14 protein-coding genes are annotated in these 14,018 nt (G+C 75.0%); 10 read left to right on the forward strand and 4 right to left on the reverse strand.

Annotated features, from left to right (window positions below; translation table 11 throughout):
- The 7 genes from ABD994_RS27945 to pknB form a co-directional block, all read left to right on the forward strand.
- Nucleotides 1-477: FHA domain-containing protein (locus ABD994_RS27945; RefSeq protein WP_345423697.1), on the forward strand; the 477-nt coding region annotated here is incomplete at its 5' end.
- Between the two features lie 19 nt (nucleotides 478-496).
- Nucleotides 497-982: an FHA domain-containing protein FhaB/FipA gene (locus ABD994_RS27950; protein WP_345423700.1), complete on the forward strand. Its 486-nt coding sequence runs from the start codon at nucleotides 497-499 to the stop codon at nucleotides 980-982.
- Nucleotides 983-1,082: 100 nt separating this feature from the next.
- Nucleotides 1,083-2,435: a PP2C family protein-serine/threonine phosphatase gene (locus ABD994_RS27955; protein ID WP_345423703.1), complete on the forward strand. Its 1,353-nt coding sequence runs from the start codon at nucleotides 1,083-1,085 to the stop codon at nucleotides 2,433-2,435.
- Nucleotides 2,435-4,051, forward strand: a complete 1,617-nt coding sequence (locus tag ABD994_RS27960) for an FtsW/RodA/SpoVE family cell cycle protein (RefSeq protein WP_345423706.1) — start codon at nucleotides 2,435-2,437, stop codon at nucleotides 4,049-4,051. Before ABD994_RS27955 ends, ABD994_RS27960 begins: the two co-directional genes overlap by 1 nt.
- Nucleotides 4,048-5,529, forward strand: coding sequence for a peptidoglycan D,D-transpeptidase FtsI family protein (locus tag ABD994_RS27965; RefSeq protein WP_345423709.1), 1,482 nt, complete (start codon nucleotides 4,048-4,050; stop codon nucleotides 5,527-5,529). The genes ABD994_RS27960 and ABD994_RS27965 overlap by 4 nt, the downstream gene beginning before the upstream one ends.
- Nucleotides 5,529-6,938, forward strand: a complete 1,410-nt coding sequence (locus ABD994_RS27970) for a serine/threonine-protein kinase (protein WP_345423712.1) — start codon at nucleotides 5,529-5,531, stop codon at nucleotides 6,936-6,938. Before ABD994_RS27965 ends, ABD994_RS27970 begins: the two co-directional genes overlap by 1 nt.
- Nucleotides 6,939-6,940: 2 nt before the next feature.
- Nucleotides 6,941-8,902 carry a Stk1 family PASTA domain-containing Ser/Thr kinase gene (gene pknB / locus ABD994_RS27975; RefSeq protein WP_345423715.1) on the forward strand — a complete coding sequence of 654 codons (1,962 nt, stop codon included), beginning with the start codon at nucleotides 6,941-6,943 and terminating at the stop codon, nucleotides 8,900-8,902.
- Here the strand turns inward: pknB and ABD994_RS27980 are convergent.
- A complete protein-coding gene (locus ABD994_RS27980) occupies nucleotides 8,899-9,570 on the reverse strand; it encodes an aminodeoxychorismate/anthranilate synthase component II (protein WP_345423718.1) in 672 nt (223 codons plus the stop codon). The two genes, pknB and ABD994_RS27980, sit on opposite strands and share 4 nt — an antisense overlap.
- Nucleotides 9,571-9,662: 92 nt before the next feature.
- Here ABD994_RS27980 and crgA point away from each other — a divergent pair, with 92 nt between their 5' ends.
- Together crgA and ABD994_RS27990 are read left to right on the forward strand one after the other, a co-directional pair.
- Nucleotides 9,663-9,917, forward strand: coding sequence for a cell division protein CrgA (gene crgA, locus ABD994_RS27985; protein WP_345423721.1), 255 nt, complete (start codon nucleotides 9,663-9,665; stop codon nucleotides 9,915-9,917).
- A gap of 45 nt (nucleotides 9,918-9,962) precedes the next feature.
- Nucleotides 9,963-10,514, forward strand: a complete 552-nt coding sequence (locus ABD994_RS27990) for a PH domain-containing protein (RefSeq protein ID WP_345423724.1) — start codon at nucleotides 9,963-9,965, stop codon at nucleotides 10,512-10,514.
- On the opposite strand, the gene ABD994_RS27995 is transcribed toward ABD994_RS27990, so the two are convergent.
- Together ABD994_RS27995 and ABD994_RS28000 are read right to left on the reverse strand one after the other, a co-directional pair.
- Nucleotides 10,425-11,288, reverse strand: coding sequence for a rhomboid family intramembrane serine protease (locus ABD994_RS27995; RefSeq protein WP_345423726.1), 864 nt, complete (start codon nucleotides 11,286-11,288; stop codon nucleotides 10,425-10,427). The genes ABD994_RS27990 and ABD994_RS27995 overlap by 90 nt on opposite strands.
- 11 nt (nucleotides 11,289-11,299) lie before the next feature.
- Nucleotides 11,300-11,827, reverse strand: coding sequence for a peptidylprolyl isomerase (locus ABD994_RS28000; RefSeq protein ID WP_345423729.1), 528 nt, complete (start codon nucleotides 11,825-11,827; stop codon nucleotides 11,300-11,302).
- A gap of 133 nt (nucleotides 11,828-11,960) precedes the next feature.
- Here ABD994_RS28000 and ABD994_RS28005 point away from each other — a divergent pair, with 133 nt between their 5' ends.
- On the forward strand, nucleotides 11,961-12,764 hold the full coding sequence (locus tag ABD994_RS28005; protein WP_345423732.1) for a hypothetical protein: 804 nt from the start codon (nucleotides 11,961-11,963) through the stop codon (nucleotides 12,762-12,764).
- A gap of 93 nt (nucleotides 12,765-12,857) precedes the next feature.
- Here the strand turns inward: ABD994_RS28005 and ABD994_RS28010 are convergent.
- A partial coding sequence (locus ABD994_RS28010) for an alpha/beta hydrolase (protein WP_345423735.1) occupies nucleotides 12,858-14,018 on the reverse strand: 1,161 nt, incomplete at its 5' end.

Raw genomic sequence — 14,018 nt, forward strand, 5'->3', positions numbered from 1 at the left:
CAGTACGGCCAGCCCCAGGGCTACCCGCAGCAGGGCGGCTACCCCCAGCAGGGCGGCTACGACCCCTACGGCCAGCAGGGCGGCTACGGCGGCCAGTACGGCCAGGGCGGGTACGACCCCTACGGCCAGCAGGGCGGGTACGACCAGTACGGCCAGCAGGGCGGCTACGGCGGTGTCCAGACCCGCCAGATGACCGCCTCGCTGACGCTGGACGACGGCTCGAACCGCTCGTACCAGCTGGTCAACGGCTCGAACGTCATCGGACGCGGCCAGGACGCCCAGTTCCGCCTCGCCGACACCGGCGTCTCCCGCCGTCACCTCGAGATCAACTGGGACGGCCAGCAGGCCACCCTGTCCGACCTCGGGTCGACCAACGGCACCACCGTCAACGGCACGCCCGTGCAGACCTGGCAGCTCGCCGACGGCGACACCATCCGGGTCGGGCACTCCGCTCTGCTCTTCCGCGCGCAGGGCTGAGGTCCGAAGGCCCGACGGCGTGCCCGAACTCGTCCTCCAGATCACGAGGGCCGGATTCCTGGCCCTCCTGTGGTTGTTCGTCCTCGCCGCGTTGCGGGTCGTGCGCAGCGACCTGTACGCGGCGTCGGGTCTGCGGGCCGCGGCGCCCGGCGGCCGACGTCCCTCCCGCGGCGGCGGGAACACGTCCAAGCCGGCCCGCGGCGGCGGTCGGTCGGGCCCGCGTGCCCTGATCGTCACCGCCGGTGCCCTCGCGGGCACCCGCATCGCCCTGGACGGCCGTCCGATCATGATCGGGCGGGCGGACGACTCGACGCTGGTGCTCGACGACGACTACGCGTCGACCCGGCACGCCCGCATCTCCCAGTCGGGCGACGACTGGTACGTCGAGGACCTCGGGTCCACCAACGGCACGTACCTCGACCGCAACAAGGTGTCCGGACCCACCCGGGTCCCCGTCGGCACCCCGATCCGGATCGGCAAGACGGTCATCGAGCTCCGGACATGACCCCCGGGACGTACCGCGGACGGGATCTCGACGTGTCGGGATCCGCCGCCATCCGGACCCGGGTGACGATCCCCCATCCCCTCCCGTGCAGGATCGACCCGTGACCCTGGTGCTGCGCTATTCCGCACGCAGTGACCGGGGCCTGGTGCGGCAGAACAACCAGGACTCGGTCTACGCGGGCCCGCGCCTGCTCGCCCTCGCCGACGGCATGGGTGGGCACGCGGCCGGCGAGGTGGCCTCGAAGCTGGTCATCGCCGCACTCGTGCCGCTCGACGACGACGAGCCCGGTGACGACCTCCTGGGCGAGCTCGCCGAGGCCACGGCGCAGGGCAACGACGCGATCACCGAGCTGGTGGCCGAGGAGCCCGACCTCGACGGCATGGGCACCACGCTGACCGCGGTGCTCTTCGCCGGCAGCCGGCTGGGCATGGTGCACGTCGGCGACTCGCGGGCGTACCTGTTCCGCGACGGCGTGCTCACCCAGATCACGCGCGACGACACGTTCGTGCAGTCCCTCATCGACGAGGGCCGCATCACCGAGGACGAGGCCGCGAGCCATCCCCAGCGCTCGCTGCTGCTGCGCGCGCTCACCGGCCACGACGTCGAGCCCGCGCTGACCGTGCGCGAGGCCCGCTCCGGCGACCGCTACCTGCTCTGCTCCGACGGCCTGTCCGGCGTCGTGAGCGCGGAGACCCTCGCCGAGGCGCTGACGATCCCCGACCCGCAGGACTGCTCGGACCGCCTCATCGAGCTCGCGCTCAAGGGCGGCGGCCCGGACAACGTCACCTGCATCGTCGCCGACGTCGTGGACGTCGACTACGGCGAGCACGACCCCATCTACGGCGGTGCCGCCGGCGACGGCCGCGCCGACCCCCCGCCGGGCGACTCCGCCGCCGCGCGCGCCTCCGCCGCGACGCTGACCCGCAAGGAGCCCGAGCCGCGGCCCGCCCCGGCGGCGTCCGAGTCCCCGCGCCGGCGCCCCCGCCGCGCCCGCCTGCGCCTGGCCCTCGCCGCGCTGGCCGTGGTCGCGCTCGCCGGCATCGCCGTGCTCGCCGCGACGATCTACGTCAGCAACCAGTACTACGTCGCCGGCGACGACGACACGGTCGTGATCTACCAGGGCGTTCCCGGCACCTTCCTCGGCGTCTCGCTGCACAGCGTCGCGGAGGACACGGGCGTCCGCGTGGCCGACCTCTCCCCGGCCGGGCGGCAGCCGCTCAGCGGGGACGGCATCCGCGTCGAGGACCTCGACGGCGCCCACGAGACCGTGGACCGGCTGCGCGGGCAGATGCTGCCCGTGTGCGCGGCCCCGGCCCCGGCCCCCGCGGTCGTGCCGGGCACCCCGGGCACCCCGGGCGCCCTGCCCGGCACCCCCGGGGTCGCCGGCCCGGCGCCCGTGGCCACCCCCACCGCCGAGCCGCAGGTCCCGGGTCGGGACTGCCGGGTCCCCTGATGGCGCGCCCCACCGCGCCCGGCGCCCCCGGCGGCGCCGGCATCGATCGTCCTGCCGACCGCACGGCGCTGCGGCCGGCCGTCGCCGCGGCCGTGTCGACCCGTCGCGGCGTCGAGCTCGCGCTGCTGGCCTTCGCGGCCGTCATCACCACCGGCGCGCTCGTGCTCGTCGAGGCCAACCAGGAGCAGGAGCTGACCTGGGCGCTGGTGTACCTGGGCGCCGCCTACCTGGCGCTGCTGGCCCTGGCGCACCTCGCGGTGCGGAGGTTCGCGCCGTACGCCGACCCGCTGGTCCTGCCCCTGGCCGCGCTGCTCAACGGCATCGGCCTGGTCATGATCCACCGGATCGACCTCGCCCGGATCGCCCGCGCGGCGAGCCTCGGCAACGAGGAACCGGGGCAGGAGGCCATCCGCCAGGTCGGCTGGACCGCGATCGGCCTCGTGTTCTTCGTCGGGGTCCTCATCCTGGTCCCCGACCACCGGACGCTGTCGCGCTACGGCTACACCACCGGCTTCGTCGGCCTCGTGCTGCTCGCGCTGCCCGCCGTCCTTCCGGCCTCGCTCTCGGAGGTCAACGGCGCCCGCATCTGGATCAAGCTGGGACCGGCGAGCATCCAGCCCGGTGAGTTCGCGAAGATCCTCTTCGTCGTCTTCTTCGCGTCGTTCCTGGTGGTGAAGCGCGACCTGTTCACCAGCGCGGGCAAGCACTTCCTCGGGATGACCTTCCCGCGGCCCCGGGACCTCGGGCCGCTGCTGGTGGCCTGGGGCGTCGCGATGGCCGTCCTGGTCTTCGAGTCCGACCTCGGCACCTCGCTGATGTTCTTCGGCATCGTGCTCGTGATGCTCTACGTGGCCACCGAGCGCATCTCCTGGGTGATCATCGGTCTGGTCATCTTCGGCGCCGGCGCCTTCGCGGCGTGGACGTTCGTCAGCCGCGTGCAGGTGCGCGTGTCGGTCTGGCTCGACCCGTTCGCGGACTACAACGGCCGCGGCTTCCAGGTCAGCCAGGGCCTGTTCGGCCTGGCCACCGGGGGCATGGGCGGGACCGGCCTCGGGGCCGGCCGCCCGGAGCTCGTGCCCTTCTCCGAGACCGACTTCATGTTCACCTCGCTGGGCGAGGAGCTCGGCCTCGTGGGCATCGCGGCGCTGCTGCTCATCTACTGCGTGCTGGCCACGCGGGCGATGCGCAGCGCCCTGGCCGTGCGCGACACGTTCGGCAAGCTGCTCGCCGCGGGCCTGGGCTTCGCCATCGCGTGGCAGGTGTTCGTCGTCGTCGGCGGGGTCATCAACCTCATCCCGAACACCGGCATCACCGCGCCGTTCCTGTCCTACGGCGGGTCGTCGCTGGTGGCCAACTACGCGCTCATCGCGCTGGTGCTGCGGGTGTCGAACGCGGCCCGCCAGCCGGCCGCCGACCGACGGCCCGGACCCTCCGGCGGACCGCAGGCACCCCTGGCGCCCCTCGCCGAGGCGAGTACCGAGATGGTGTCCCGGGACCAGGTGCGCACCCCGCCCCACGGTCAGCCGCACGGTCAGGGTCACGGCCACCACGAGGCCGGCGCCGGACCCGCCGGACCGGTCGGACCCGCCCCACGAGGAAGGACCCGAGGAGAGTGAACACCCCGCTGCGACGGGTCTCCCTCGCGGTCATGGTGCTGATCCTGCTGCTGCTGGGGCAGGCCACCTGGATCCAGGTCGTCAAGGCCGACGAGTACCGCGCCGACCCGCGCAACGCCCGCGTCCTGCTCGACGAGTACGCCCGCCAGCGCGGCCAGATCTCCGCCGGCGGCGAGGTGCTCGCGCAGAGCGTGCAGAGCCCCGACCCGGGCGATCGGCTGCGCTACCTGCGCCAGTACACCGACGGGCCGCTCTACGCGCCGGTGACCGGCTACTACTCCCAGATCTACGGCGCGGGCGGCATGGAGCGCGCGATGGACCCGGTGCTCAACGGGTCCGACGACCGCCTGTTCGTCCGCCGCATCTCCGACGCCATCACCGGGCGCGACCCCGCCGGCGGCAACGTCGTGCTGTCCATCGACCCGCGGGTGCAGCGGGCGGCCTACGAGGCGATGACGTCGCGCGGCTACCAGGGCTCGGTCGTGGCCATCCGCCCGCAGACCGGCGAGATCCTCGCGATGGTCTCGGTGCCGTCGTACGACCCGAACCCGCTGGCCAGCCACTCGGGCACCACGCAGCAGCAGACGTGGAACCGGCTGACCGACTCCGACCCGCCGGAGCTGACCAATCGCGCGATCTCCGAGACCTATCCGCCCGGCTCGACGTTCAAGCTGGTCAACACCGCCGCCGCGCTCGAGGCGGGGATGATCCAGCCGAACACCCCGGTCACCGCGGCGCCGCGGATCACGCTGCCGGACAGCACGACGACGCTGGAGAACTACGACGGCAAGCCCTGCGGGCCCGGCCCCACGGTGCCGTTCGCGACGGCGTTCGCGAAGTCCTGCAACGGCCCGTTCGCGCAGCTCGCGGACCAGGTCGGCGCCGACCGCCTGCGGGCCATGGCGGTGTCGCTGGGCTTCAGCAACCCGGCCCTGACCGTGCCGATGCCGGTGGAGGCGTCGGAGACCGGCCCGATGTCGGACGGCGCGTCGCTCGCCCAGTCGGGTATCGGCCAGCGCGACGTGCGCCTCACGCCGCTCCAGAACGCCATGATCACGGCGACGGTCGCGAACGGGGGGGTGCCGATGAGCCCGCACACCGTCGCGCAGATCCAGGGCCAGGACCTCTCGACGGTGGACACCACCGAGCCCGACCGCCTCGCCCGCGCCTTCTCCCAGTCGACCGCCGACACCCTGACGCAGCTGATGATCGGGTCGGAGAACGGCGGCACGAGCGAGGGGAAGATTCCCGGCGTGCAGATCGCGTCCAAGACGGGCACGGCCGAGTGGGGCGCCTCGCCCAAGACCAACCCCCCGCACACCTGGTACGACGCGTTCGGGCCGGTGCCCAACCCGCAGGTCGCGGTGTCGGTGATCGTCGAGCGCGGCGGCAACCGCGGCGAGGAGGCCACCGGCAGCTCGGTGGCCGCCCCGATCGGCCGCGCCGTCATCGCGGCCGCGCTGGGGGGCAACGGCTGATGGCGCCGACCACCGGCTCGCTGATCGGCGACCGCTACCGGCTCGGCCGGCGGATCGCCGTCGGCGGGATGGGCGAGGTGTGGGAGGCCGAGGACACCCGGCTCGGCCGCCAGGTCGCCGTCAAGATCCTGAAAGCCGAGCTCACGGGCGACCCGGAGTTCCTGCACCGCTTCCGGACCGAGGCGCGGACGGCCGGCTCGCTGAACAACTCCGGCATCACCGCCGTGCACGACTACGGCGAGACCACCACCGAGTGGCAGACGGCCAGCGGCACCGTGCAGGTGCCCACCGCCTACCTCGTCATGGAGCTGGTGCGCGGCGAGCCGCTCGCCCAGATCCTCGCGGTGCACGGCCGGCTCGGCGTCGACTACACCCTCGACATCCTCGAGCAGTGCGGCCACGCCCTCGAGGCGGCGCACGAGCGCGGGCTGGTCCACCGCGACGTCAAGCCGGGCAACATCCTCGTGACGCCGACGAACCAGGTGAAGATCACCGACTTCGGCATCGCGAAGGCCGTGGACGCGGCGCCGGTGACGCGCTCGGGCATGGTGATGGGCACCGCGCACTACATCGCGCCCGAGCAGGCCGGGGGCGGCGACGCCGGGCCCGCGTCCGACGTCTACTCGCTGGGCGTCGTGGGCTACGAATGCCTCGCGGGACGCCGCCCGTACCTGTCGGAGAACGCCGTCACGGTCGCGATGATGCACATCCGCGACCCGCTGCCGCCGCTGCCGAACGACGTGCCGCCCGTGGTGCGCCAGCTCATCGAGGCGACGCTCAACAAGGACCCGCGCCAGCGCTACCAGACCGGCGGCGAGTTCGCCGCGGCCGTCGCGGCCGTCCGCCGGGGCGACCCGTTGCCGCTGCCCGGCCAGGCCATGGCGCCCACCGAGCGCGTCAACCCGGCCACCCGCGTCGCCCCCGCGATGCGCGAGACGTCCCCGCCGCGCGGCGCGGAGCGCCCCGACCGGTGGGCGGCGCGGCCGGAGGAGCCCCGGCGCCGCGGGCCGTGGGGCACGGTCGCCGCGCTCGCGCTCGTGGCCCTGCTGCTCGTCGCGGGGGTGATCTGGGTCGTCAACTCCACGGAGACCTCGGACCCGCCGCCCCCGACCCCCACGACGACCACCACGACGACCACCACCGCGCCGAGCTCCACGACGACGCGCAGCTCGCGCACCACCACCACGACGGCTTCGGGCAACACCGTGACCGTCAACCCCGTCGAGTACCTGGGCCGCTCGGCCCAGACCGCGTCCGCCGGCCTCCGGCAGCTCGGTCTGGACCCCGAGGTCTCCACGGTGCTCGGCGGGCAGCCGGACAACGAGTCGGCGTGCCGGGTGCTCTCGGTCTCCCCCACCGGCGAGGTCCCGCGCGGGTCCACCGTGTCCGTGACCTGTCAGGAGTTCTGAGGATGACCACCCCGCGCCTCCTCTCCGACCGCTACGAGCTCGGGCCCGCGCTCGGCTACGGCGGGATGTCGGAGGTGCACGGGGGACGGGACGTCCGGCTCGGGCGGGACGTGGCCATCAAGGTCCTGCGGGCCGACCTCGCGCGCGACCCGCAGTTCCAGGTGCGGTTCCGTCGCGAGGCGCAGAACGCGGCCGCGCTGAACCACCCGGCGATCGTCGCGGTGTACGACACCGGCGAGGCGCCGACCGACGACGTGCCGCTGCCCTACATCGTCATGGAGTACGTGGCGGGGCGGACGCTGCGCGACATCGTCAAGACCGAGGGGCCGATGGACCCCTACCGCGTCTGCGAGATCCTCGCCGACGTCTGCGCGGCCCTCGACTTCTCGCACCGGCACGGGATCATCCACCGCGACGTCAAGCCGGCGAACATCATGATCACGCCGGCCGGCGCCGTGAAGGTCATGGACTTCGGGATCGCGCGGGCGCTCTCCGACGCCCAGCCCGCGGTCACCCAGACCGCCGCGGTCATCGGCACGGCGCAGTACCTCTCGCCGGAGCAGGCGCGCGGCGAGTCGGTCGACGCTCGCTCGGACGTCTACGCCACCGGCTGCGTGCTCTTCGAGCTGCTCACCGCCCGGCCGCCGTTCACCGGCGACTCGCCGGTCGCGATCGCCTACCAGCACGTGCGGGAGGACCCGCCGGCGCCGTCGGAGATCAACCCGCGGGTCCCGCCGGAGCTCGACGCGATCACCCTGAAGTCGCTGGCCAAGAACCCGTCGAACCGCTACCAGAGCGCCGACGAGATGCGCGAGGACTTCTACCGCGTCCTGAACGGCGAGCAGCCCGGCGCACCGATGGTGATGACCGAGCAGGAGCGCACCGAGTTCATGACGGGCGGCCACCCCGTCCACCCGGCCACGGGGCCCGCCGACGGGTTCGGCGAGGTCGACGACTTCACCGCGTGGCAGGCCGAGCAGTCCGAGGCCCGGCGCCGGCGCGGCCGCCGGCGCGCGATCGGGTTCGTCGCCGCGCTGGCGCTGATCGCCGCCCTGGCCGGGGCCTACTTCCTGTTCTCCCCCTCGGCCAACACCGTCGCGGTGCCGACCGTCGTCGGCCAGTCCCAGGCCGCGGCGCTGCAGGCGATGTCCACCGCCGGGCTCCGGCCGACCGTCGTGCCCGTGGCGTCGACGCCGCAGCAGGTCGGGCAGGTCGTCACCACCAACCCGTCCGAGGGCCTCGAGGTGGCGCCCGGCAGCGTCGTCGAGCTGCGGGTGGGCCGGGGCCCCGACCCCGTCCAGGTCCCGGACCTCACCGGCCAGAGCGCGAACGAGGCCCAGGCGACCGTGCAGCGGCTCGGGCTGAGCCTCGCGCCGGTGCCCCAGCAGCGGGAGGTCGACGACCCGGGCCAGGTCGGCAAGGTGCTCGCGCAGGACCCGGCCGCCGGGCAGTTCATCGCGCCGGGCACGCCGGTGCTGCTGACGATCGGGCGCCAGCGCGAGACGCTGCGCGTGCCCGACGTCGTCGGCCAGGACCGCCAGACGGCCACCACGACGCTCGAGGGCGTGGGCCTGCGCGTCACCGTCACCGAGGTCGACGGCGACCAGCAGGCCGGCACCGTCACCGACACCTCGCCGGGCGCGGGCGCCACCGTGCCGCGCAACACCCAGGTGACCCTCGAGGTGTCGCGCGGCAACCAGCTGACGGTGCCGTCGGTGGTCGGGCAGACCCCGTCGCAGGCCGCGCAGCAGCTGTCGCAGGCCGGCTTCACCGGGGCGGTCGCCCAGACCTCCCAGCAGGTCAACGACCCGTCCCAGATCGGGAAGATCCTCAGTCAGGACCCGTCCGCGGGCAGCCAGGCGGCCCGGGACGCGACGATCCGCGTCACCGTCGGGGCCGCGGGCGGCGGGAACGGCAACGGGAACGGGAACGGCGGGGACTTCGGCGGCCTCTTCGGGAACTAGACCCCGGAGGGCTCGGCGGGGGCCGGGGGCGCGGCGGCGAGGGCGAGCGCGCGCAGGCCCTCGGTGAGGTCGCGGACCACGCCGTCGTCGACGGGGTGGCCGGACGCGCCCATCCACGTCGCCAGCAGGCGGTGGCCGTCCTCGGTGAGCACCGACTCCGGGTGGAACTGCACGCCCTCGAGCGGGAGCTCGCGGTGGCGCATCGCCATCAGCACGCCGTCGGAGGTCCAGCCGGTGGGCTCGAGCGCGTCCGGCAGGGTGTCCGGGCGCACGGTCAGCGAGTGGTAGCGGGTGGCGGTGAACGGGGTGCGCAGCCCGGCGAGGACACCCGCGCCCTCGTGGTGCACCAGCGAGGTCTTGCCGTGGCGCAGCTCCGGCGCGCGCTCGACCACCCCGCCGTGGGCGGCGCCGAGCGCCTGGTGGCCCAGGCAGACCCCGAGCATCGGGCGGGCCGTCGCCGCGCAGCGACGGATGACCTCGAGGCTCGCCCCGGCGTGGTCGGGGGTCCCCGGTCCGGGGCTCACCAGCACGCCGTCGACCTCGTCGACGAGGTCGACCACCCCGTCGACGTCGTTGCGCAGCACCACCGGCTCGGCGCCGAGCTGCGCGAGGTACTGGACGAGGTTGTAGACGAAGCTGTCGTAGTTGTCGACGACCAGGACGCGCACGCCGCCCAGCGTACGGATCGGGCCGCCGACCCCGGTGCACTACAGTGGACTCCCGAGTGACCCTCGAGTGGTCTCGCCCGATCGGAGCCGACGTGCCGAAGTCCAAGGTCCGCCGCAAGCCGGCCTACACCCCGCCGCCGAAGGCCGGGCCCGCGCCCGCCGGACCGTCGCACCCGGTCTACGTCGGGGTCATGCTCGGGGTCGGCCTGCTGGGGCTGGCGTGGCTGGTGGTCAACTACCTCGCCTCCGAGTCGATCCCCTTCATGCAGGACCTCGGCCCGTGGAACTTCCTCATCGGCTTCGGGCTCATCGTGGTGTCCCTGCTGATGACCATGAAGTGGCGCTGAACAACACGCGTGTGATTCGTCCACCGCTGTGGACGGAGCCTGTGGATGGACGCTGACGAGCCCGCCTCGGCCTGGGCCGCGCCCTGGCCGGCGGTGCTCCTCGGCGCGGTCGGCACGCTCGGGCTCGCGGCCTGGGCGGTCGCGGCCGGCGACCCGCCCGGGCGCCTGCTCGCGGGGATCGCGGCGCTGGCGCTCGGCGTCGTCACGCTGGTCGGGGCCGTGGCCCGGCCGCGTCTCGGCGTCGACGACGCCGGGCTCGTCCTGCGGGGCCTGACCGGCACGCGCCGGTGGGCGTGGGAGCGCGTCGACGCCGTCCGCGTGGTGCGGATGCGCCGGCTCGGGGTGCCGGCGGCCTACCTCGAGGTGGAGGCGCGGGACGACCACCCGGACGACGCCCCCGACGGCGGGCGCCTGCTCGTGCTCGGGCGCCTCGAGCTCGGCACCGACCCCGTCGAGGTGGCCGACGCGCTGCAGGCGCACCGGGCGCGGGCCGGACGGCGGCGCGGCTCAGGCGAGCGCGAGCGACCGCACGGCGATGAGCACGACGAGCAGCACGGCGATCCCGCCGACGGCGAGGAGCCCGGCGGACGGGCGTGACCGGGCCGGTCCGTGCACGAGGACCGCGGTGACGGCCAGCCCCGTGACCAGGCCGCCGAGGTGGCCGAGCAGCGACAGGCCCGGGATCGTGAAGCTCAGCACGACGTTGATGCCGATCGTCAGCAGCGCCGGGCCCTGGTTGAGCTGCAGGCGCCGCAGCACCACGAGCAGCCCGCCCATCAGGCCGAACACCGCGCCCGAGGCACCGGCGACGGGCCGGTCCGGGGCGCCGAGGAGCACGACCGCCGCCGAGCTGCCGAGCAGCGAGACGCCGTAGAGCAGGCCGTAGCGCAGGCGTCCGAGCACGAGCTCGAGGTCACGGCCCAGCACCCACAGCGCGAACATGTTGACCGCGACGTGCAGGGGGCCGATGTGCAGGAAGCCGGCGGTGACGAGCCGCCACCACTGGCCGGCCGCGACGTCGGAGGGCACGAGCCAGGTGGCCGACGCCCACGGGGAGGCGACGTTGTCGAGCAGGCTGCCGGCGGAGACCGCGGTCAGCACGAAGAACGCGACGTTGACGACGATCAGCGTGATCGTCACGACGGGCCGCGCGGTCGGGTCCGACCGGCCGCCGCCGACCGTGCGGGGCCGGCGGGTGGCGCCCGCCGCCCGGTTGGCCTCCGCGAGGCAGTCGACGCAGTGCGCGCCGACCGGCGCCGGGCGCAGGCAGTCCGGGCAGGCCGGGCGCCCGCACCGGGTGCAGGCCAGAGCCGTCGGCCGGTCGGGGTGGCGGACGCAGGTCGCCGCCGCCTCCGGCCCGGCCGCCGTCACGTCGTCCGCGCTCAGGACCCGACCGTCACCGAGGTGATGACGATGTCCTGCACGGGGCGGTCGCCGGGACCGGTGGCGGTGGCGGCGATGGCGTCGACGACGTCGCGGGACGCCTGGTCGGCCACCTCACCGAAGATCGTGTGCTTGCGGTTGAGCCAGGTGGTCGGCGCGACCGTGATGAAGAACTGCGAGCCGTTGGTGCCGGGCCCGGCGTTGGCCATGGCGAGCAGGTAGGGCCGGTCGAAGCGCAGGTCGGGGTGGAACTCGTCGGCGAACCGGTAGCCCGGCCCCCCGCGGCCCGTGCCGGTCGGGTCCCCGGTCTGGAGCATGAAGCCCGCGATGACGCGGTGGAAGATGGTGCCGTCGTAGAAGGGGCCGCTGCTGCCGCCCTTCGCGTTCGGCTCGCTGTACGACTGCTCGCCGGTGGCCAGACCCGTGAAGTTCGCGACGGTCTTGGGCGCCTCGTTCGCGAACAGCACGAGGTTGATGTCCCCGTTCGAGGTGTGCAGCGTGGCGGTCGGGGTGTCGGCGGTGGTCACACGGCCATCGTGCCACTAGGCAAGACAGGACCTTCGAATGGAGTAGCGGGTGTGACGCCCCAGCGGGTCGGGCACCTGCACCCCAGGGGCCGGGGGCATCATGGCCGCCCTACCGACGAGTGAGGTGAAGTCGTTGAGCAGCAAGACGGTGGTCGGCGCCAGGCAGGACCTGGACGACCTGCGCAAGGAGGGCCAGCGGGCCCGCAAGAAGGCCGAGAAGCGCGCCCAGAAGGCCGCTGACCAGGCCCGCAAGGACCGCGAGAAGGCCCGCAAGGCCGGTGCGAAGAAGCGCGCCGAGGTGCGCAAGGACGTCCGTGCCGCCGCCGACGAGGCCCGCCAGCGCGTGCTCGACGCGCGGGCCGAGGCCCGGTCGCGCGCCGAGGAGGCCCAGGCCGAGGCCCGCAAGCGCGCCCAGGAGGCGCGCGCGGAGACCCGCAAGCGCGCGAACAAGGCCGCCAAGGAGGCCCGCAAGCAGGCCAAGGCGTACGCCAAGGACGCGCGCAAGCGTCTCGAGGCCTCGCCCGTGCCGACGTCGGCCGACGAGCTGCGCGACCTCGGCGAGACCGTGCGCGGCCAGCTCGAGGACGGGCTGACGTCCGTGCGCAAGGACCTCGCGGCCCGCATCGAGCCCGAGGAGCCGAAGAAGCGCCGCCGCTGGGGCCTGTGGCTGGTCGTGGCCGCGATCGTCGGGGTGGGTGCGGCCGTCGTCGCCACCCGCCGCGAGCCGGAGCTGCCGCCCCCGCCGCCGCCCGCCCCGCGCCCCAAGCCCGCCACGTCGGCGACGCCGGCCCCGTCCGCGCCGGCCTCGACCACCACGCCGGCCACGGCGCCCGGCACGGGTGCGGTGCCGAGCCACACGGCCACCGACGCGGTGTCCGGCTCCAGCCCGAACGGCTCGGTGTCGTCCGACAAGCCCGCCACCGGCGGCAAGGACTAGGCGCCCCGAGCCCCGCACGCCCCTCGTCGGCACGGCCCGTCCCCGGTCCCGCGGCGTTGCGCCGCGATCCGGGGGCGGGCCGTTCGCGTCCCGTCACCCCCCGGCGAGGCGCCGCAGCCGGTCGCCGGCGTCGATCCCGCGGTCGAGCACCACGTCCTGCGGGCGTCCCCCGACGACGTCGGCGACGTTCGCCGCGCTCGTCGTGCCCGGTGTCAGGTAGGCGCCGTGGCCGCGTGACTCCGCGAGCACCCGCCCGTCGGGCAGCGCGACCTCGCGCGCCGAGAGCCCGGTGACGCCGGGCAGGCGGTTGGGATCCGGCCCGAACCACGCGGTGTCGGCCACCGGGTCGCCGGCCGCCTCGACCACCCACGCGTGCCCGGGCGGGCGTCCCGGGCCGGCGCCGATGCCCGGGCTGCCCAGGTGCACGACGTCGTCGACCCCGGCGCCGCCGCCCGTGCCGAGCGCGGCCGCGGTCACCACCGACCCGTACGAGTGCCCGACCGCGGTGAGGTGGGCCCCGCCGTCCGGGCGCGCCGCGTCGAGCCCGCCGAGGAACGACCCGAGCCGCCGCCCGCCCTCGTCCGCGGCGGCGTGGCCGAGCACCGACCGGTCCGGGTCGGCGACCTCGCCCGCCTGCGGCGCGTCGTAGCCGTACCAGGCCACCGCCGCCGTGCCGGGGCCCGCCGCGTCGGCGAGGGCGTCCAGCTCCGCGAGGCGGCCGGGCAGCTCGTCGACGCCGGTGGTGAAGCCCGGGGTGAACACCGCGACGTCGCGCGCGGTGTCGACGTCGCCCCGCGCCACCGCCGCCCGCACCCCCTGTCCCGGCACGCCGTCCGGGTCGACCTCGAGGTCGAGCAGCGTCCGCCCGGGCCGGTCGACGGCCGCCGCGACCGCCGCGAGCCGGGCCAGGCGCGCGCGGACCTCGTGCAGTTCGACGCCGATCGACGCCAGCTCGACGGGGTTCCACGTCCGCGCCAGCCGGGTGCGGAGCGCCGCCTCCTGCGCCGAAGCCTGCTGGCCGGCCGCGGCGAGGACGGCGCGGTTGGCGCGGTCGCGCGCCGCCGCCGGGAGGCCGTCGAGGCCGCCGACCAGCGCCGGGCGGTCGCGCTCGAGCAGCGCTCGGGTGGCCGGGTCGAGCGCGGCCCACCAGCGGGCGACCGCGGCCGGGTCGAGTCCCGCCGCGCCGGCGGGGAGGGTCGGCGGCGGGGTCGGCGACGCGTGGCCGGCGCCGTCGAGCACGGCCGCGAGCTGCGC

This window comes from Actinomycetospora chlora (genome assembly GCF_039542135.1).
Classification (GTDB): domain Bacteria; phylum Actinomycetota; class Actinomycetes; order Mycobacteriales; family Pseudonocardiaceae; genus Actinomycetospora; species Actinomycetospora chlora.